The organism is Amycolatopsis sp. N2S4-7 (assembly GCF_058119595.1).
This window is the reverse complement of sequence record NZ_CP172299.1, coordinates 9098587-9116346: the sequence shown is the minus strand read 5'-3', so window position 1 is coordinate 9116346 and position 17760 is coordinate 9098587. Positions and strand designations below refer to the sequence as shown.

The 17760-nt window shown below is 71.7% G+C and carries 16 protein-coding genes and 1 pseudogene; 9 read left to right on the top strand and 8 right to left on the bottom strand.

From position 1 onward, the window contains the following. Nucleotides 1-70: 70 nt before the first annotated feature. Nucleotides 71-706, top strand: coding sequence for a class I SAM-dependent methyltransferase (locus ACH54P_RS42855; RefSeq protein ID WP_489909019.1), 636 nt, complete (start codon nucleotides 71-73; stop codon nucleotides 704-706). 70 nt (nucleotides 707-776) lie between these two features. Beyond that, nucleotides 777-1649: an SGNH/GDSL hydrolase family protein gene (locus ACH54P_RS42850; protein ID WP_489909018.1), complete on the top strand. Its 873-nt coding sequence runs from the start codon at nucleotides 777-779 to the stop codon at nucleotides 1647-1649. Nucleotides 1650-1814: 165 nt separating this feature from the next. Here ACH54P_RS42850 and ACH54P_RS42845 read toward each other — a convergent pair whose 3' ends face one another. Further along, a complete protein-coding gene (locus tag ACH54P_RS42845) occupies nucleotides 1815-2612 on the bottom strand; it encodes an alpha/beta fold hydrolase (protein WP_489909017.1) in 798 nt (265 codons plus the stop codon). A 12-nt stretch (nucleotides 2613-2624) separates the two neighbouring features. Beyond that, nucleotides 2625-3386, bottom strand: a complete 762-nt coding sequence (locus tag ACH54P_RS42840; protein WP_489909016.1) for an alpha/beta fold hydrolase — start codon at nucleotides 3384-3386, stop codon at nucleotides 2625-2627. Between the two features lie 99 nt (nucleotides 3387-3485). Between ACH54P_RS42840 and ACH54P_RS42835 the strand changes: the two genes are divergently transcribed. Next, nucleotides 3486-4379, top strand: a complete 894-nt coding sequence (locus ACH54P_RS42835) for a LysR family transcriptional regulator (protein WP_489909015.1) — start codon at nucleotides 3486-3488, stop codon at nucleotides 4377-4379. A 5-nt stretch (nucleotides 4380-4384) separates the two neighbouring features. On the opposite strand, the pseudogene ACH54P_RS42830 reads toward ACH54P_RS42835, so the two are convergent. From ACH54P_RS42830 to ACH54P_RS42820, 3 genes and pseudogenes are all read right to left on the bottom strand, one after another. Further along, a pseudogene (locus ACH54P_RS42830) lies at nucleotides 4385-4778 on the bottom strand (DUF6119 family protein). Beyond that, nucleotides 4667-5083: a DUF6119 family protein gene (locus ACH54P_RS42825; protein ID WP_489916958.1), complete on the bottom strand. Its 417-nt coding sequence runs from the start codon at nucleotides 5081-5083 to the stop codon at nucleotides 4667-4669. The pseudogene ACH54P_RS42830 and the gene ACH54P_RS42825 overlap by 112 nt, the downstream one beginning before the upstream one ends. 203 nt (nucleotides 5084-5286) lie before the next feature. Continuing rightward, nucleotides 5287-7908, bottom strand: a complete 2622-nt coding sequence (locus ACH54P_RS42820; protein ID WP_489909014.1) for a valine--tRNA ligase — start codon at nucleotides 7906-7908, stop codon at nucleotides 5287-5289. A gap of 57 nt (nucleotides 7909-7965) precedes the next feature. Here ACH54P_RS42820 and ACH54P_RS42815 point away from each other — a divergent pair, with 57 nt between their 5' ends. From ACH54P_RS42815 to ACH54P_RS42795, 5 genes are all read left to right on the top strand, one after another. Next, complete coding sequence (locus ACH54P_RS42815) at nucleotides 7966-8265, top strand: hypothetical protein (protein ID WP_489909013.1); 300 nt, start codon at nucleotides 7966-7968, stop codon at nucleotides 8263-8265. 57 nt (nucleotides 8266-8322) lie between these two features. Further along, nucleotides 8323-9300, top strand: coding sequence for a hypothetical protein (locus ACH54P_RS42810; RefSeq protein WP_489909012.1), 978 nt, complete (start codon nucleotides 8323-8325; stop codon nucleotides 9298-9300). A gap of 74 nt (nucleotides 9301-9374) precedes the next feature. Beyond that, nucleotides 9375-9812 carry a MarR family winged helix-turn-helix transcriptional regulator gene (locus ACH54P_RS42805; protein ID WP_489909011.1) on the top strand — a complete coding sequence of 146 codons (438 nt, stop codon included), beginning with the start codon at nucleotides 9375-9377 and terminating at the stop codon, nucleotides 9810-9812. A gap of 71 nt (nucleotides 9813-9883) precedes the next feature. After that, nucleotides 9884-11185 carry an MFS transporter gene (locus ACH54P_RS42800; protein WP_489909010.1) on the top strand — a complete coding sequence of 434 codons (1302 nt, stop codon included), beginning with the start codon at nucleotides 9884-9886 and terminating at the stop codon, nucleotides 11183-11185. A 47-nt stretch (nucleotides 11186-11232) separates the two neighbouring features. Continuing rightward, entirely contained in the window at nucleotides 11233-13539 is a 2307-nt protein-coding gene (locus ACH54P_RS42795; protein ID WP_489909009.1) for an FdhF/YdeP family oxidoreductase, read from the top strand. Here the strand turns inward: ACH54P_RS42795 and ACH54P_RS42790 are convergent. The 3 genes from ACH54P_RS42790 to ACH54P_RS42780 all read right to left on the bottom strand — a co-directional run bounded on the left by ACH54P_RS42790 (nucleotide 13530) and on the right by ACH54P_RS42780 (nucleotide 17040). Then, nucleotides 13530-14144 carry a hypothetical protein gene (locus tag ACH54P_RS42790; protein ID WP_489909008.1) on the bottom strand — a complete coding sequence of 205 codons (615 nt, stop codon included), beginning with the start codon at nucleotides 14142-14144 and terminating at the stop codon, nucleotides 13530-13532. The two genes, ACH54P_RS42795 and ACH54P_RS42790, sit on opposite strands and share 10 nt — an antisense overlap. Nucleotides 14145-14835: 691 nt before the next feature. Further along, a complete protein-coding gene (locus ACH54P_RS42785) occupies nucleotides 14836-16242 on the bottom strand; it encodes an LCP family protein (RefSeq protein WP_489909007.1) in 1407 nt (468 codons plus the stop codon). A 48-nt stretch (nucleotides 16243-16290) separates the two neighbouring features. Beyond that, nucleotides 16291-17040: an SDR family NAD(P)-dependent oxidoreductase gene (locus ACH54P_RS42780; protein ID WP_489909006.1), complete on the bottom strand. Its 750-nt coding sequence runs from the start codon at nucleotides 17038-17040 to the stop codon at nucleotides 16291-16293. Between the two features lie 188 nt (nucleotides 17041-17228). On the opposite strand from ACH54P_RS42780, the gene ACH54P_RS42775 reads away from it, so the two are divergent. After that, a complete protein-coding gene (locus ACH54P_RS42775) occupies nucleotides 17229-17723 on the top strand; it encodes an RICIN domain-containing protein (protein ID WP_489909005.1) in 495 nt (164 codons plus the stop codon). The last annotated feature ends 37 nt before the right edge of the window (nucleotides 17724-17760 follow it).

The window sequence follows — 17760 nt, the reverse complement described above, 5'->3', positions numbered from 1 at the left end:
TCTCCTCCGGCCTGGGGTTTTCACTTGCTCAAGCGAGTCTACGTGCGGTCGGAGGTGGCACTCTCGACGCATGCCGTTCAACCACAACGACCACTACCACCCCCTGCTGCTCGACCTGCTGCCGCCGGGTCCGGGGATCGCGCTGGACGTCGGGTGCGGCACCGGCCGGTTCGCGCGGCGGCTGGCCGCGACCGGCATGGCGGTGGAGGCGGTCGACGTCTCGGCGGCCATGGTCGAGGCGGCCGCGGGCCTGGGGTCGCCGGGGCCGGGCGAGATCGTCTACCGGCGGGCCGACGTCACCACCGACGCCCTGCCGCAGGCGCACTACGACTACATCTCGTGCGTCGCGTCCCTGCACCACATGCCGTTCGAGACGGTCACCAAGCTGCGCCGCGCGCTGGTGCCGGGCGGGGTGCTCGCGGTGCTCGGCCTGGCCCGGCCGAGCACGCCGGCGGACTGGGCGAAGGCTGTCGCGGCGGTCCCGGTCAACGCGCTCGCGCGGCTGGTCGTCTACGCCGGCGAACGGCTGAACGGCGGCCCGGAGAACGGCCCGAAGGCCCCCGTCGTCGACGACTACCCCACGCTGGCCGAGCTGCGCCGTGAGGCGGCCCGGCTGCTGCCCGGGAGCACGGTCCGGCCGTTGCTCTTCTGGCGCACCTTGATCACTTACCGTGAGCAAGGTGACGGTGACCCGGCAGGCGGGTGAAGTCCGGCCCCGAGCCGCCCGGCGCTGGCTAGAAGTGGAGCCAGCCTTTCCGGAACAGAACGGGGTCTCCATGCGCATCACCCGGCTGCTCATCGCCGTCGTCTCGGCAGCCACCCTCCTCACCACGTCCGCGGCCGCCGCGTCGGCCGCGGACCCGTTCCACCACTACGTCGCCCTCGGCGACTCGTACACCTCCGGGCCGTTCATCCCGACCCAGCGGTTCGACCCGCTGGGCTGCGGGCGGTCGACGGCGAACTACCCGTCGGTCGTGTCCGCCGCGCTCCACGTCGGCGAGTTCACCGACGTCAGCTGCGCCGGCGCCGACACGGGCTCGATGACCCGGCCCCAGCAGGTGCCGTTCAACGGCACGAACCCGCCGCAGCTGGGCGCCCTGCGCCTCGACACCGACCTGGTCACCCTCGGTATCGGCGGCAACGACTCCGACGTCTTCGGCCGGCTGATCGCGACGTGCCCGGGGCTGCGCGCGAGCGACCCGACCGGCAACCCCTGCGAAGACCACTTCACGAGCAACGGCGTCGACACGGTGAAGACGGCCATCGACACCCTCCGGCCCCGCGTCGAGGCCGTGCTGGCCGGCGTCCACCAGCGCTCGCCGGGCGCCCGGGTGCTCGTCGTCGGCTACCCGCGGATCGCGCCCGAGAACGGCTACTGCCCGGACGTCCTGCCGTTCGCCGACGGCGACTACGCCTGGCTGAACCGGGTCCAGCAGGACCTGAACCAGGCCCTCGAAGACGCGGCGGAGGGCGGGGCCGCGGAGTTCGTCGACACGTTCGGCCCCTCGCGCGGCCACGACGCCTGCGCACGCGGCGGCTCGGCGTGGATCAACGGCAAGGACCAGAACGTCTTCGCCGCGGCGGCCTACCACCCGCTCAAGACGGGAATGGCCGGGGTGGCCGCGGTGGTGCTCAAGTCCCTGCGCTGAGCGCCGGAACTGTCGGCCGCGGTGGCGCTCAAGTCCCTGCGCTGAGCGCCGGAACTGTCGGCCCTGCCCGGTAGCGTGGAATTCGGGGGCTGCCTGGGCCGGTTCGTGCGGAGCGGCCCCCGAATCCGAGGCTAGCGAGGGGGTCCGACAGAACCGGCTCGCCGCTCAGGCCTGCTCGGTCACGAAGTCCAGCACCAGCCGGGCGAATTCGTCCGGCAGCTCGGCCGGGGCGCCGTGGCCCGCGTCGATCCAGGCGGTGCGCGCCGCCGGGATCGCGGCGGTGAGCTCGTGCTGCTGCTCCGCCGTGATCAACCGGTCGTGCGCGCTGCCGAGCACGAGCACCGGCGCCGTGATCGCGCCCAGCACCGGCCGCAGGTCGACGCCGCGGTCGGTCTCGATCTGGCGCGCGGCGCCCGGCTGGATCACCTCGGCGAGCGTCTTCACGAGCTGTTCGTTGCCCTCGGCGGTGGCCTGCTCCCAGTAGCGCGGGCCGAAGGCCATCAGCGGGAGCATGCGGGCGAAGGTCGCGTCACCCTGCTCCAGCAGGTCGAGCCAGTAGCGGAACTCCGCGTCCTGCCGGACGTCGGTGACCGGCCAGGCGGCGTGCAGCACCGCCGACCGCACCCGGTCCGGGTGGGTGCCGGCCAGGTGCGCCGCCACGACGCCGCCGAGCGAGTGCCCGACGACGTGGGCTTCGCCGAACCCCGCGTGATCCAGCACGGCCCTGGCTTCGGCGGCCAGGTCGGCGACGTCGACCGGGCCGCCGTGGTCGGCGGTCCGGCCCGAGCCGCTGAAATCCGGGGCGAGCACGGTGAACCGGTCGGCGGCCGACGCCGTCAGCGGCCCCCACTGCTCGCGGGACGCGGCGGTGCCGTGGAGCAGGAGCAGCGCGGGACCGGAACCGGTCCGGTCGTAGTGGACGACGGCTTCGCCGCCGCCGAGGGTCACGGGAACCGTGGGCATGGTTTCTCTCCTTCAGGCGGCGACGGCGCGGAGGGCCGCGGTGAACGCTCGCGGGTCCTCCTGGTGCGGGATGTGCCCGCAGCCGGCGATGACGTGCACGTGCGCACCGGGCGTGAAGGCCGCGCACGCGCGCGGGACCTCGAGGGGGATCTGGGCGTCCAGCTCGCCGTGCAGGTAGTCGATCGGCACGGTCAGGTTCCCGAGCCGCGGCCGCGGGTCGTAGGTCGTCGCCTCGGTGAACAGCTCGTCGATGTAGACGCCCGAGTCGAGCAGCTGGCGGACGGTCCAGTCGATCAGCCCCGGCGTGGCTTTCGCGAACCAGCCCGGCACCCAGTCCGAGAAGGTCCCGACGCGGTCGTCGACGAGTCGTTCCCGCAGCTCGCGGACCCGGTCGAGCATGCCGGTGCCCGGCCAGTAGCCGGGGCTGTCGACGGCGACGACCTTCTCGACCAGGTCGGGGCGGGCGAGGGCCAGCTCGGTGGCGAAGACGCCGCCGATCGAGGAGCCGACGACGGTGGGGTGGATTTCCAGCGCTTCGATCACGGCGGCGACGTCGGCGGCGATGCCGTCGATGGTGTTGCCGTCGGCCGGGTGGTCCGAGCGGCCGCACCCGCGCCAGTCGAGGGTGACGACGCGGTGGTCGCGGACGAGGTCCGGCAGGCACGACTGCCAGACGCGGCCGCTGGTCCCCCAGCCGTGCAGGAACAGCAGTGCCGGGCCGGCGCCGGCGTCTTCGTAGTGGAGCCGGGTACCGCGGACGTCCAGGTAGGGCATCGGTTTCTTCCTTTCGCTCGCCTTCGAGCCAACCGCCGACGCCCGCGCCGGCCAATGAGCAACCGGCTCCTACACTCATCACGAACGATGATGAATGGGGTGCCCGTGGAGCTTCGTCAGCTGAGGTACTTCGTGGCGGTCGCCGAGGAGCTGCACTTCGGGCGCGCGGCGGAGCGGCTGCACATCGTCCAGCCGGCGGTGAGCCAGCAGGTGCGGCGGCTGGAGCGGGAGCTGGGTGTTTCGCTGTTCGGGCGGACCACGCGGAGCGTGTCCCTGACGGAGGCGGGTCAGCGCTTCCTGCCGCACGCCCGCGCGGTGCTCGCGGCGGCCGACCGCGCGGCCGACTCCGTCACGGAGTTCCGTTCACCGGCGGCACTGGTCCGGCTGGGCACGAGCGAAGGCCTCGGCGACCGCCTGGACGTCTTGCTGAGCGCGTTCGCGCGCCTCGTGCCCGGCGCGCAGCTCGAGCTGGTCCACGCACCGACGCTCCAGCGTCTGCAGCGAGTCCGCGACGGTTCCCTGGACGCCACCATCGTCCGCGGCTCGTGGCCGTCGCCGGGCCTCGACTTCACTCCTCTGTGGACGGACGAAGTCCTGGTCGCCTTACCGGCTTCGCATCCGCTGGCGGCTTCGGAGGTGGTTTCGTTCGCCTCACTGGCGGCGCTCCCGGTGCGGTTGAGTTCGCCCGCGCGGAACCGGCCGTTGTACGACCTGGTGGTGTCCTGCTGCTGGGAGGCAGGCTTCGAGCCGGTGCTGGGCAAGGAGTTCACGACGGCACAGGACACGTTGGGCACACTCGGCTTCGGCCGTCCACACTGGACGGTGTTCTACCGGGCACACGCGAACCTGTTGCCGGTGCCGGGAGTGGCGTTCCGGCCGTTGCGGGACCCCACTCCCCGGATGCCGACGTACCTGGCGACACCGGCGGACCGGCGGGTGACCCCGGAGCTGGTGGCCCTGATCGAAGCGGCCCGGGTGACCGAACCGAACTGAGCACCTCAGTCCACGATCTGGATCTTCGCCACGGCGACCCGGTAGCCCAACGCCTCGATCTGGCGAGCGTGCACCATCAGGTTGACCTTGCTGAAAAAGAACAGCGACTTCCCGAGCGGGCCCGGCTTCGGGGTGGCGATCGCGTAGACGAACGTCCAACTTCATCAGGTGGCCCCGGTACTTGCCTTCGTGCATCAACGCAGCCGACACGCTTCCCTGAGCGAACAGGTGCGACAGCGTGCTCGACTTCGTCGCGTTTTTGACGCAGAGCAGCTCCCGCTCCGGCGTCAGCACGTCGCAGACCTCGATGCGCCGGTACCGGCTGAACACCAGGTTCTTCTTGTCGAGCAGCTGCCACTTTCGACGGCGCGCCAAGCGCTCGTTGTACAGGCAGTCCACGCATCGAGAACTCGTTGATGTTCAGCTTCAGCGAGTCGGATCCGGCAGCGGTCGAAGCGAACGTGGCGTCGGTCACCGTCCGCCAAGCCGGCGAACCCATTCTTCAGCCGGTTCGACACCGAGGTCGGCGAACGCGCTGGCGGCGGGCAGGATCGTTTTCCGGCTCCGCGGCGACTGACATTCGCGGTGACCTTGAGCCCGAAGCCGGGCTCCACGGTCACCGGCTCGAGCGCGTGGTGCCCGGTACCGAACGTCACGGCGAAGACCCGGCCCCGCAGTCCGACGAAGAGCACCCCGCGCTGGATTGGGTTTTCAGTCGAGACAGGCAGGTTGAGCGTGATCTGCCTGGCTCTGCGCTCCTTGGCCGCTTGCCCGGATATGGGCGCGACGTCCTTCGAAGCCCGACGTGTCCCAGCCTGGTTCGCACGGCCCTGTCAGTGCGTTGGTACGACGAAGCCCGGCACCTCGGGTGAGGTGCCGGGCTCGAACGTAGGAATGCCGCCCTGGCTCAGGAAGCCGGGAGTGCCGCCAGCCTCGCGGTGATGCGCTCGATGTCCGACGCCGCTGTCTGACGCCGGGTTTTGATCTTCTCGATCACCTGGGCCGGGGCCTTCGCGATGAATGCCTCGTTGCCGAGCTTGGCGTCCGTCTGGGACAGCTCCTTCTCGGCCGCCGCCAGGTCCTTCTGCAGCCGCTTGCGCTCGGCCGCCACGTCGACCGTGCCCGAGAGGTCCAGCTCCACCGTCACCACGCCGTCCGCCAGGGCGACCTCCAGGGACGCGCTCGCCGCGAACTCCGGCGACGGTGCCGTCAGGCGCACCAGCGAACGGACCGCCTCTTCGTGACCGCCCGCGTAACCCGCCAGGCGGGCCGCCACCTTCTGGCCCGGCTTCAACCCCTGGTCCGCGCGGAAGCGGCGGATCTCCGTCACCAGCTTCTGGACGTCCGCGATCCGGGCGTCCGCCACCGGGTCGACGTACGCCGAGGAGGCAGCGGGCCAAGCCGCGATCACCAGCGACTCACCGCCGGTCAGGGCCTTCCAGAGCTTCTCCGTGATGAACGGGATGAACGGGTGCAGCAGCCGCAGGACCGTGTCCAGCACGTGGCCCAGCACCGCCTGCGTCGACGAAACCCGCTCCGGGTCCCCTTGGTACAGCTGGACCTTCGCCAGCTCCAGGTACCAGTCGCACAGCTCGTTCCAGGTGAACTGGTAGAGCGCGCCGGCCACCTTCGCGAACTGGAAGTCCTCGAACAGGCCGTCCACTTCGGACACCAGCGCGCCCAGGCGGCCCAGGATCCACCGGTCCGACTCCGTCAAGTCAGCAGCAGCCGGAAGAGCGGAAGAGACCGAAGCCCCGTTCATCATCGCGAACTTCGTGGCGTTCCACAGCTTCGTGCAGAAGTTGCGGGAGCCCGCCGCCCACTCGTCGGCCAGCGCCATGTCCGCGCCCGGGTTCGCGCCGCGGGCCAGGGTGAAGCGGGTGGCGTCCGCGCCGTACGCGTCCATCCACTCCAGCGGGTCGATCACGTTGCCGCGCGACTTCGACATCTTCTTGCCCTGCGCGTCCCGGATCAGCCCGTGCAGGTACACGTGGTCGAACGGCTGCTTCCCGTCCATCTGGTGCACGCCGAACATCATCATCCGGACGACCCAGAAGAACAGGATGTCGTAGCCCGTCGACAGAACGCTGGTCGGGTAGAAGCGAGCCAGGTCCTCCGAAGCGGAAGGCCAGCCCAGCGTCGACATCGGCCACAGGCCCGACGAGAACCACGTGTCCAGCACGTCCGGGTCCTGCGTCCAGCCCTCACCGGACGGCGGCTGCTCGTCCGGGCCGACGCACACGACCTCGCCGTCCGGCCCGTAGTACACCGGGATCCGGTGACCCCACCACAGCTGGCGCGAGATCGTCCAGTCGTGCATGTTGTCGACCCAGTCGAAGTACCGCTTGCCCAGCTCCGGCGGGTGGATCTTGGTCCGGCCGTCGCGGACGGCGTCGCCGGCCAGCTTGGCCAGCTCCTCGACCTTGACCCACCACTGCAGCGACAGCCGCGGCTCGACGACCGTGTCGCACCGCGAGCAGTGCCCGACGGCGTGCACGTACGGCCGCTTCTCCGCGACGATCCGGCCGGCCTCCCGCAGCGCGGCGACGACCGCCGGGCGCGCCTCGAACCGGTCGAGCCCCTCGAACGGCCCCGGCGCGGTGATCTCGGCGCGCTCGTTCATGATCGTCAGCATCGGCAGGTCGTGCCGGCGGCCGATCTCGAAGTCGTTCGGGTCGTGTGCCGGGGTGACCTTGACCGCGCCGGTGCCGAACTCGGGGTCGACGTGCTTGTCGGCCACGATCGGGATGCGGCGGCCGGTCAGCGGCAGCTCGACCTCGGTGCCGACCAGGTGCGCGTACCGCTCGTCGTCCGGGTGGACGGCGACGGCGGTGTCGCCCAGCATCGTCTCGGCGCGGGTGGTCGCCACGACGATGGCGCCGTCGCCGTCGCCGTAGCGGATCGAGACGAGCTCGCCGTCGTCGTCGTTGTGGTCGACCTCGATGTCCGAGAGCGCGGTCTGGCAGCGCGGGCACCAGTTGATGATCCGCTCGGCGCGGTAGATCAGGCCCTCGTCGAAGAAGTTCTTGAACACCGTCTGGACGGCCTTGGACAGGTTCTCGTCCATGGTGAACCGCTCGCGCGACCAGTCGACGCCGTCACCGAGGCGCTTCATCTGGCCGAGGATCTTGCCGCCGTACTCGGCCTTCCACTCCCAGACGCGCTCGACGAACTTCTCGCGGCCCAGGTCGTGGCGCGAAAGGCCCTCCCCGGCCAGCTGGCGCTCGACGACGTTCTGCGTCGCGATGCCGGCGTGGTCCATGCCCGGCAGCCACAGCACCTCGTAGCCCTGCATGCGACGGCGGCGGCTCATCGCGTCCATCAACGTGTGGTTGAGGGCGTGGCCCATGTGCAGGCTGCCGGTGACGTTCGGTGGCGGCAGTACGATCGAGAACGGCGGCTTCCCCGACGAGGCGTCGGCCGTGAAGTACCCGGCCGCTACCCAGCGGTCGTACATCGGTGCTTCCTCGGCGGCCGGGTCCCAGGCACCCGGAAGGTCGGTGGTCTGCTGCGGAGCGTTCTCGGTCACAATGGACAAGTCTACGAACCCGTCACGGCGGGTCACCCAGGGGGAAGGCACTCTCGGATGGCAGAGCCTCAGCAGCCACAGGATCCGGACGACCGGAGCCTGGAGACGCACCCGGACCTGATGAACCCGGACTGGCAGAAACACGCCGAACGGGACGCCTGGCTGGGCGCGAAGAAGGAGCTGAAGAAGCGCCGGAAGCGCGAGCGCCGCGCCGGCGGCTACCAGCAGCCGGGGCAGAGCCGCTGGCCGGGCGTGCTGGCCCTGCTGATCGTGGTCGTCCTGGTCGCGGCGGCGATCATCGTGCACCAGATCCAGGGCGTCGGCGTCAACGAGGACCCGTTCGTCTTCTTCGGCTGACCGCGTAACGCCCGTCCCCCGCCGTCGATGATCAGTCGTCGACCTTGGGGGAAGCACGTGGACGAGGAAAACCTGCTCGACTCGCACCCGGACCTGATGGACCCGGAGTGGCGCAAGCACGCCCGGACCGACGCGTGGCTGGGCGCGAAGAAGGACCGCAAGCAGTTCCGCAAGCAGCAGAAGCGCGCCGCCCGCGGGCCCCGCCGCCGGTGGTGGCTGTTCGCCGTGTTCGTGGCGATCGTCGCGGTGACGACGGCGGCGATCGTGCTGGCCGGCCGCCGTCCCGCCGCCGAAACCGCCGCACCCAACCCGACGGCGGTGCCGCAGTTCGCCCGCGTCGACCTGGCCCGGCCGTACGCGAACACCCCCGCCGACACCTGGCCGAAGGGCATCGACGGGATCACCGCGCCGCCCGGGGCGCCCGCCGAGGCCGATGCCTACGCGAAGGTCAAGCAGGCGATCCACGCCGCGCGGCTCGACCCGGCCGTGCTGACCGGCCACGACCCGAAGGCCTTCGCCGCGCTGTTCGCGCCGGACGTGCGCAAGCAGCTCACCCCGGTGCTCGCCGCGAAGCCGACGAAGGACGACGGCGGCTTCTCGTCCTACGTGACCGAGATCGCCGACGGGTACCACCTGCTCGACGCCGGGCCCCGCACCTTCGGGACGCTCACCGCCCACCCCGGGAGCAAGCCCGGGGAGCTGGCCGTCGACGCGAAGTACGTCGTCGCCTACGCCTTCGACAACGTCCACCCGGAGTCCCTGACCAGCCCGGCGGAGATCGTCAGCTTCCTGCGCGTCGACGAGACGTACGTCCTGCGCAGCGGCTCCGGCTTCGCGAAGAGCAGCCAGGGCCTCTGGCTCGACGACGGCAAGAGCGCGTTCTCGGCCGTCGGCTGCGCGGCGGCCAAGGACGGCTACCTGGCGCCCGGCTACGCCAACCCGCCGTCCGGCCCGGCCACCGGTCAGGACCAGGACGCCCCCGGCTACTACGACCCGAAGTACCCGGTGCCGACCCTCGACGGCTGCCCCGCCTGACCCGCGAACGCCCCCTTCACGGACCTTCGTCACACCCAGATGCACAGTCTGAGCTGTACAGTTAAACTGTGTGCATGGGCGAAGTACCTGCGCACGTGGCCGAGAGCGCCGGCTGGCTCCGCGGGGTCGTCGCGCAGCTGCACCGGCGGCTGCGCCAGGTCGACAACGCGGGGATCCTGACGCCGTCGCAGTCCGCCGTGCTCCACCGGCTCCACCGCGAAGGCCCCGCCACGCAGGGTGAGCTGGCCGCCGCCGAGCACGTGCGGCAGCAGTCGATGGCCGCCACCCTCGGCGTGCTCGACGAGCTGGGCTACCTCGCCCGCACCCCTGACCCGGCCGACCGGCGCCGCGTCGTGATCAGCCTGTCCGGCACCGGCCGCGACACCGTGCGCGGCATCCAGCAGCACCGCGAAGAGTGGCTGGCCCAGGCGCTGCTGGACGAGCTGTCGCCCGCCGAACTCGACGCCGTCACCCGCGCGCTTCCGCTGCTGCAGCGCGTGGCCCAGCACTAGAAGGAGTTCTCACGAGCACCGTCACCGCTCCCGCCCCCGCCAAGTTCGGCGCCCGCCTGGTCACCCCGCTGGTGGCCGGCGCGGTGCTCAACCCGATCAACTCCACGCTCATCGCCGTCGCGCTCGTGCCGATCGGGCACACCTTCGGCGCCGGCCCGGGCCAGACCGCCTGGCTGATCTCGGCGCTGTACCTCGCCACGGCCGTCGGGCAGCCGGTGGTCGGGCTGCTGGTGGACCGCTACGGCGCCCGCCGCGTCCTGCTCGGCGGCGCGACCCTCGTGATCATCGCCGGGATCGCGGGCCTGCTCCCCATCTCGGTCGGCTGGCTGACGGGCGTGCGGGTGGTGCTGGGCCTGGGCACGTGCGCCGGGTTCCCGGCCGCGATGGCCGTGCTGCGCCACCACGCCGAGGCGACCGGCCAAGGCGTGCCAGCCCGCGTGCTGTCGGTGCTGTCGATGTCCGCGCAGACGGTGATGGTGATCGGCCCGGCGCTCGGCGGCGTGCTGATCGGCCTCTTCGGCTGGCCCGCCATCTTCGCGGTGAACATCCCGCTCGCCGGGCTGTCGCTGGTGCTGGCGCTGCTGTGGGTACCCAAGGACGAGCGTGGCGAGCGCGCCGCGAAACCGATCGACGTGCTCGGCATCGCGCTGTTTTCCGCGACCCTGCTGGCGCTGCTGTTCTTCCTGATGAACCCGGGTGCCGAGCTGTGGCTGCTCGCCGTCGTCGCCGCCTTCGCGATCGCGTTCACCACGGTCGAACTGCGGCGCGACACACCGTTCCTCGACCTGCGGATGCTCGCCGCCAACGGCGCGATCCTGCGCACCTACCTGCGGCAGGCGCTCAGCTTCATGGCCATCTACGCGATCATGTTCGGCTACGTGCAGTGGCTGGAGACGACGCGGCAGCTGTCCGAGGAGGCCGCCGGGCTGATGCTGCTGCCGATGTCGGGCACCGCGGTCTGCGCCGCGGCCTTCTCCGGGCGCGCGTCCGGGATCAAGGCGCGGCTGGTCACGGTCGCCGTGGCGCTCGCCGGCGGCTCGGCCCTGCTGCTGTTCGTCGACGACGGCACGTGGGTCGGCGCGCTGCTCGCGCTGGCGGCGTTGTTCGGCCTGGCGCAGGGCCTGACCAGCGTCGCGAACCAGACGACGCTCTACCGCGAGGCACCCGCCGAGCAGATGGGCACCGCCAGCGGCCTGTTCCGCACGGCCCAGTACCTCGGCGCGATCGTCGCCTCGACGCTCATCGCGCTCTGCTATGGCCCGCACGCCGACTCGGCCGGGCTGCACCGGCTGGCCGTCGCGCTCGTCGTCGTCAGCGCGCTCCTGCTGGCCGTCACCGTCTTCGACCGGGGGCTGCGCACCGCCGAAGTGTGACCCACCCCCTGTTCGCGCCCGCGATCATCGAGGCGCACGATGAACACATGACCCGTGAAGCGCCGGCGCAGGACGTGGACGAGACCCGCCTCGAGGTGGGCAAGCCGAAGGGCTGGGCGGCCGGGATACCCGGCGTGGCGGTGTCGCTCGCGCGCAGCGTCGAGCAGATGGGCACCGGCCGGACGATCAAGGCGCTGCGGCTGCTGAACCAGCGCGAAGGCTTCGACTGCCCCGGCTGCGCGTGGCCCGAGCCTCGCGAGGTCGACGGCGAGAAGCGCAAGCTCGCCGAGTTCTGCGAGAACGGCGCCAAGGCCGTCGCCGAGGAGGCCACGAAACGGCGGGTCGGGCGGGAGTTCTTCGCGGCGCACCCCATCGACGAGCTGCGGGAGAAGACCGACTACTGGCTGGGCCAGCAGGGCCGGATCACCGAGCCGTTCGTGCTGCGCGAAGGCGCGACGCACTACGAACCGATCTCCTGGGACGACGCGTTCGAGCTCGTCGCGGGCGAGCTGAAGGCGCTGACCGACCCGAACGAAGCGATCTTCTACACCTCGGGCCGCACCAGCAACGAAGCCGCGTTCCTCTACCAGCTGCTCGTGCGCTCGTTCGGCACCAACAACCTGCCGGACTGCTCCAACATGTGCCACGAGTCCTCCGGCGCCGCGCTCGCGGCCACCACCGGCATCGGCAAGGGCTCGGTGAGCCTCGCGGACATCCACAAGGCCGACCTGATCGTCGTCGTGGGGCAGAACCCGGGCACCAACCACCCGCGGATGCTCTCGGCGCTCGAGGAGGCCAAGGGGAACGGCGCGAAGATCATCGCGGTGAACCCGCTGCCCGAGGCCGGGCTGATGCGGTTCAAGAACCCGCAGAACGTCCGCGGCGTCGTCGGCAAGGGCACGCCGCTGGCCGACGAGTTCGCCCAGGTCCGCCTGGGCGGCGACCTGGCGCTGTTCCAGGCCGTCGGCCACCTGCTGCTGGCCTGGGACGCCCAAGCGCCCGGCGCGATCGTCGACCGCGGGTTCGTCGAGCACGCCACCGAGGGCTTCGAGGACTACGCGAAGCACCTGCGCGAGATCGACTGGCCCGAGGTCGAGCGCGCGAGCGGCCTGCCGCGCGAGCAGATCGAGCGCGTCGCGCGGATGATCGCCGCGTCGGAGCGCACGATCTACTGCTGGGCGATGGGCCTGACGCAGCACAAGCACGCCGTGCCGACGATCTCGGAGCTGGCGAACCTCGCGCTGATGCGCGGGATGATCGGCAAGCCGGGCGCGGGCCTGTGCCCGGTCCGCGGCCACTCGAACGTCCAGGGCGACCGGACCATGGGCATCTGGGAAAAGATGCCGCAGTCGTTCATGGACGCCCTCTCCGCCGAGTTCGGCATCGACGTCCCGCGCGAGCACGGCCTCGACACCGTCGACTCGATCCGGGCGATGCGCGACGGCCGCGGCAAGGTGTTCTTCGCCGTCGGCGGCAACTTCGCCTCGGCCACGCCGGATTCCGAGCTCACCGAGAAGGCGCTCGGCTCGTGCTCGCTGACCGTGCACGTCTCGACGAAGCTGAACCGGTCGCACGTCGTGCACGGCCGCACCGCGCTGATCCTGCCGACGCTCGGGCGCACCGAGCGGGACGTCCAGGCCTCGGGCGAGCAGTTCGTCACGGTCGAGGACTCGATGTCGCAGGTGCACACGTCCCGCGGCCGTCTGAAGCCCGCGAGCGAGCACCTGCTGTCGGAGGTCGCGATCGTCTGCCGCCTGGCGGAGCACCTGTTCGGCGCCGGGCACGCGGTGCCGTGGCGGACGTTCGAGACCGACTACGACCTGATCCGCGACCGGATCTCGCGGGTCGTGCCGGGCTGCGCCGACTACAACCGCCGCGTCCGCGAGCCGGACGGGTTCGTCCTGCCGCACGCGCCGCGCGACTCCCGCGAGTTCACCGGCACGGCCAACGGCAAGGGCAACTTCACGGTGTCCGAGCTGGAGTACCCGCACGCGCCGGAAGGCCGGCTGCTGCTGCAGACGATGCGCAGCCACGACCAGTACAACACCACGATCTACGGGCTGTCCGACCGCTACCGCGGGATCGAGAACGCCCGCCGCGTCGTGCTGGTCAACCCGGACGACCTCGCGGCGCTGGGCCTGGCCGACGGCGCCGTGGTCGACCTGGTCTCGGAGTGGCGCGACGGCGACCGGCGGGCGCCGGCGTTCCGGGTCGTGGCGTACCCGACGGCGCGCGGCTGCGCGGCGGCGTACTTCCCGGAGGCGAACGCGCTGGTGCCGCTGGACTCGGTCGCGGACAAGTCGAACACGCCGGTGTCGAAGGCGATCGTGGTGCGGCTCGAGCCTCAGCCCTGATAGTCGCGCTGCAGGGTGTTGGTCATGTCCGTGACCATGGCCTGGACGTTGTCGAGGGTCGCGGGCGGGATCAGCGCGGCCTCGGTGCCGCCGTCGGAGATGGCCAGGCCGAGCACGACGTTCCCGCTGCGCACGGCGGCCCACTGCTCGGAGAACCCGGCCTCGTCGCCGACCCCGGTGACGAGCCGGACGCCCGAGTGGTCGCCGAGCGCGTCGGTCATCAGCTGGCTGGCCTTCGCGGCGGCCTGACCGGCGTCGGACCCGGTGAACCGCACGACGGCGATCGTGACGAGCCGGTAGTCCTGCAGGTTGGGCTTGCCGCCGCCGAGGTCGCGGGCGTAGAGGCGCTTGCAGCCGGTGAGGTCGTTGTCGTCGCTGGCGCGGTCCTCCGGCACGACCTTGGTCGCGGCGGCCTTGACGGAGTCGGGCGGGAGCTCGACGGTCCCGGGCGCGAGCTGGAGCCGCGCGTTCGGGCCGGGCAGCCGGCAGGCGTCGATGGGATCGGGATAGTGCGCGGTCGCGGACGCCGACTGGCACCCGGCACTGAGCACGGCCGAAGCGAGCACGGGAAGGAACCAGCCTCCGCGGGCGACGCTGCTACGCATAGATTCCGGACTTTCCGTATTTTCTCGAAATTGACTTTCCGGATGATCACCGGTCCGGTGATCTTTTCCGGTTCGCCGCGGCGATGCCGCCGACGGTCACCGCACCCTGCCTCACCAGGGGGACAGCGTCAAGACCAATCACCCGGGTGGTCCGCCGTGGTCCGGTCGGCGGAAAACAACTTCGCGGTGGGTCGCGGAAATTCTTCGCAGCTTTTCGCGGAATCAGTCGAAAAGGGGAACAATCCTTTGCCGCGGGGTGGGGGTAATTCACGGGGGTGAGGCGGTGATCGGCCACGCGCGAGCGGTCACTCACGTAGGTGACCGGTTCGAGGTGATCGGCTCATCCCCGGCCGCACAGAGCGCCGCTGGGCGTGGTGGGGTGGGGTGGGGGCGGGCGGGCGCGGCTGTGGCCCGGGGGTCAACTCGCGAAGGCGACCCCGGCCGAGGCAATCGCTCATCCCCCGGCCCGCCAGAGTGCCGCTGGGCGCGCGTGTGGTGGGGGGGTGGCGCCCGGGTGCGCCTGCGGGCCGGGCGGGCACACGCTTGCAGGCGCCCGGATGGCCTGCGGACCGGGCGGGCACGCGCCTGCTGGCGCCCCGGGTGCGCCTGCGAGTGGCCGGGCACGCCCGTGTGAGCAGGCGGGCGCGCCCGTGTGAGTGGCCGGGCACGCCCGTGTGGGTGAGCGCCGCCGTCAGCTCACGCAGATGACCCCGTCCGAGGTGATCGGGTCATCCCCGGCCCCCGCCGGAGCGCCGCCACCGGCCGACACCCCTGGTCCCGAGTACACCGACCCCAGCAGCACCTCGACGTGCCCCGCCGGCACCGACGCCGACTCCTGGGTCGTCAACCCGCCCAGGAGCTTCGCCACCTCGGCACCCCGCGAAGCGAGGTCCGGGCCGAACCTGACCAGGGACGTGCGCCGCGGTGCCGTCGGGCCGATCGTGCCCGGGGTGAACCCCTTGTCCTTCAGGAAACCGGACACCCGCGCGGCCAGGCCGTCGCGCGTTCCCGCGTTCGCGACGTCGACCGTGACCGGGGCGGCCGCGGGCGTGGCCGGGGGCGCCCCGACCAGGCTCGCCGCGAACGCCTTCACCGCGGCCGGGTCGACCTGGACCGCCGTGGCGCGGTGGTCGGCCGGGTCGTAGCGGTAGTCGACGTTGACCACCGGAATCGTCACGAACTGGATGCCGCCGCCGCTGACCCCGCGCATCTGCGCGACGAAGTCGAGCAGGTTCCACGACGCGTCCAGCACCACCGAGCGCTTCACCGCGTCGATCAGGTCCGACACCTTTCCGGGATCCGCCAGCGTGCCCGCCGAGAGCACCTGCCGCGCGAGCCCGGCGAGGAACACCTGCTGCCGCCGGACGCGGCCGAAGTCGCCGCCCTGGACGTTGTCGCGCTGACGGACGAAGGCCAGCGCGTCCGCGCCGGCGACCCGCTGTGGCCCGGCCTGGAAGTCCGCGCCGGAGTTCTTGTCCTTGGTCGCCGCCTTGAGGCAGACGTCGACGCCGCCGACCGCCTTGCTGATCTCGTAGAAGCTGAGCAGGTTGACCTCGGCGAAGTGGTCGATCTTGACGCCGGTGAGGTCCTCGACCGCCTGCCGCGTCGCGCGCCGCCCGGCGGTGAGGGCGGCCTGGTCGATCTTCGCCTTGTCCGTCTCCCCCGCCGTGCGCTGCCGCCGCGCTTCGCCGGCCTTCGCCCGCCCGAACGCCGCGTTGATCTTGCCCTTCCCGCCGGGCAGCGACACGTAGCTGTCCCGCGGGATGGAAAACGCCTTCACGTCGTGAGTCCCGTTCGGGATCCGCAGCACGATCAGGGTGTCGGTGAGGTCGTCGCCGTTCGCGCCGACCCGCAGTTCACGCAGCACCTCCGGGGCCAGGGGCTTGCCCTGCGCGTCGGTGCGGGAGTCCCGGCCGACCAGGAGGATGTCGAGCGAACCGTCGGCGGGCTGCTCCCCCGGCCGCGTCCGGGAGTCCGGGTCGATCACGCTGTCGCGCGCGACGTCGTCGAGGGCGTGGAGGTTCGCGTAGCCGTACGCCGTGCCACCGAAAACGACCAGGGCCAGCCCCGCGACGACGATCTTCCCCAGAACATGCACGCCCTACCGACGCGCGCCGTCCGCCGGCTGCTGCACGCGTGAGGCAGGTCACATCCGCAGGTGCGAGGCGCCGTTGACGTCGAGGATCGCACCGGACGCCCAGGTCGCCTCGGCGGAGGCCAGGTAGACGACGGCCGCGGCGACCTCCTCGGGCGTGCCGACCCGCCCGAACGGGCTCTGTGCGCGCACGGCGTCGTCGATCCGGTCCGCCACGCGCGCGGTGGCGGTGAAGCCGGGCGCGACGGACGTCACGGAGATCCCGTGCGGCGCGAGGGAAACGGCGAGCGACTGACCGAACGCGTGCAGCGCCGCCTTGCTCGCCCCGTACGCCGGGTGGTCGGGCTCGCCGCGGAACGCCCCGCGCGACCCGATGTTGACGATCCGGCCCGGCGCGCCGCGCTCGATGAGGTGCCGGGCGACGCAGTAGCTCACGTTCGCCGCGCCCACGAGGTTGACGTCGAGGGTGCGCCGCCAGATCCGCTGCCAGTCCCCATAGGACACCGAGGCGACCGGGTGCGCGGTCTCGGGCGACGTCGCGACGGCGGCGTTGTTCACCAGCACGTCGACGCCGCCCAGCCCGGTTTCGGCCGCGTCGGCGATCCGCCGCGCCGCCTCGGGATCGGCGAGGTCGCCCCCGACCAGCACGTGCCCTTCGCCGGGCAGCGCCGCCAGGGTCTCCTCGGCGTCCGCGGCCCGGTGCCCGTAGTGCACCGCCACGCGGTCTCCGCGCGCCGCGAAGGCGAGCGCCACGGCTCGCCCGATCCCCCGCGAAGCGCCGGTGACGAGAACGCCGCTCACGGCACTCCTCTCGGTCGGGTGCCGCCATGATCCCACGCGGCGTCCGGCCCAGCCCGCTGGCCGGACCGGAGCAACATCCCCCACAGCAGCGTGAACGCCCGGCGAATTCGATCTTCACCCGGTTCCGGCGCGCGCCACCCTCCCTACACTCCGGCGGAGGAGTTTTCCTTACCTGACTGGGGGTTTTCATGATCCGGCTGCGCCACGCCGTCATCGCCACCGGGATCGCGGCCGCCACGGCGACCGCCGTCGCGGGCCCGGCCGACGCGGCGACCTACTCCAACATCCGCAACGACCAGACCCGGCAGTGCATGTCGATCGCGGGCGGCGGGAGCACCGCGAACGGCGCCAACGTCATCCAATGGCTCTGCAACGGCGGGCCCGAACAGGCCTGGGGCTGGTCCGGCCGCAGGCTGGTGAACTTCAAGAGCGGCAAGTGCCTCTCGGTCGCGGGCGGCGGCAGCACCGCCACCGGCGCCGAACTCGTCCAGTGGACGTGCAACGGCGGCGCCGAGCAGAACTGGTCCTTCACCGGCGGCCACCTGGTCAACGGCAAGAGCGGCAAGGTCGCGTCCCTGGCCGGCAGCGGCAGCTACGAAGAGGGCACCAAGGTGATCCAGTGGTACGACAACGGCGGGGACGAGCAGTACTGGTTCTTCGTCGACGCGATCATCGACGCCTGACAGCCCGCGGCGCCCGGTGCCACCGCACCGGGCGCCC

Bases quoted from the DNA above. Each gene is read 5' to 3' on its own strand.
- ACH54P_RS42790 (WP_489909008.1), bottom strand. From the start codon at position 14,144: ATGCGTAGCAGCGTCGCCCGCGGAGGCTGGTTCCTTCCCGTGCTCGCT.
- ACH54P_RS42775 (WP_489909005.1), top strand. From the start codon at position 17,229: ATGATCCGGCTGCGCCACGCCGTCATCGCCACCGGGATCGCGGCCGCC.
- ACH54P_RS42815 (WP_489909013.1), top strand. From the start codon at position 7,966: ATGGCAGAGCCTCAGCAGCCACAGGATCCGGACGACCGGAGCCTGGAG.
- ACH54P_RS42855 (WP_489909019.1), top strand. From the start codon at position 71: ATGCCGTTCAACCACAACGACCACTACCACCCCCTGCTGCTCGACCTG.
- ACH54P_RS42795 (WP_489909009.1), top strand. From the start codon at position 11,233: ATGACCCGTGAAGCGCCGGCGCAGGACGTGGACGAGACCCGCCTCGAG.
- ACH54P_RS42805 (WP_489909011.1), top strand. From the start codon at position 9,375: ATGGGCGAAGTACCTGCGCACGTGGCCGAGAGCGCCGGCTGGCTCCGC.
- ACH54P_RS42850 (WP_489909018.1), top strand. From the start codon at position 777: ATGCGCATCACCCGGCTGCTCATCGCCGTCGTCTCGGCAGCCACCCTC.
- ACH54P_RS42840 (WP_489909016.1), bottom strand. From the start codon at position 3,386: ATGCCCTACCTGGACGTCCGCGGTACCCGGCTCCACTACGAAGACGCC.
- ACH54P_RS42845 (WP_489909017.1), bottom strand. From the start codon at position 2,612: ATGCCCACGGTTCCCGTGACCCTCGGCGGCGGCGAAGCCGTCGTCCAC.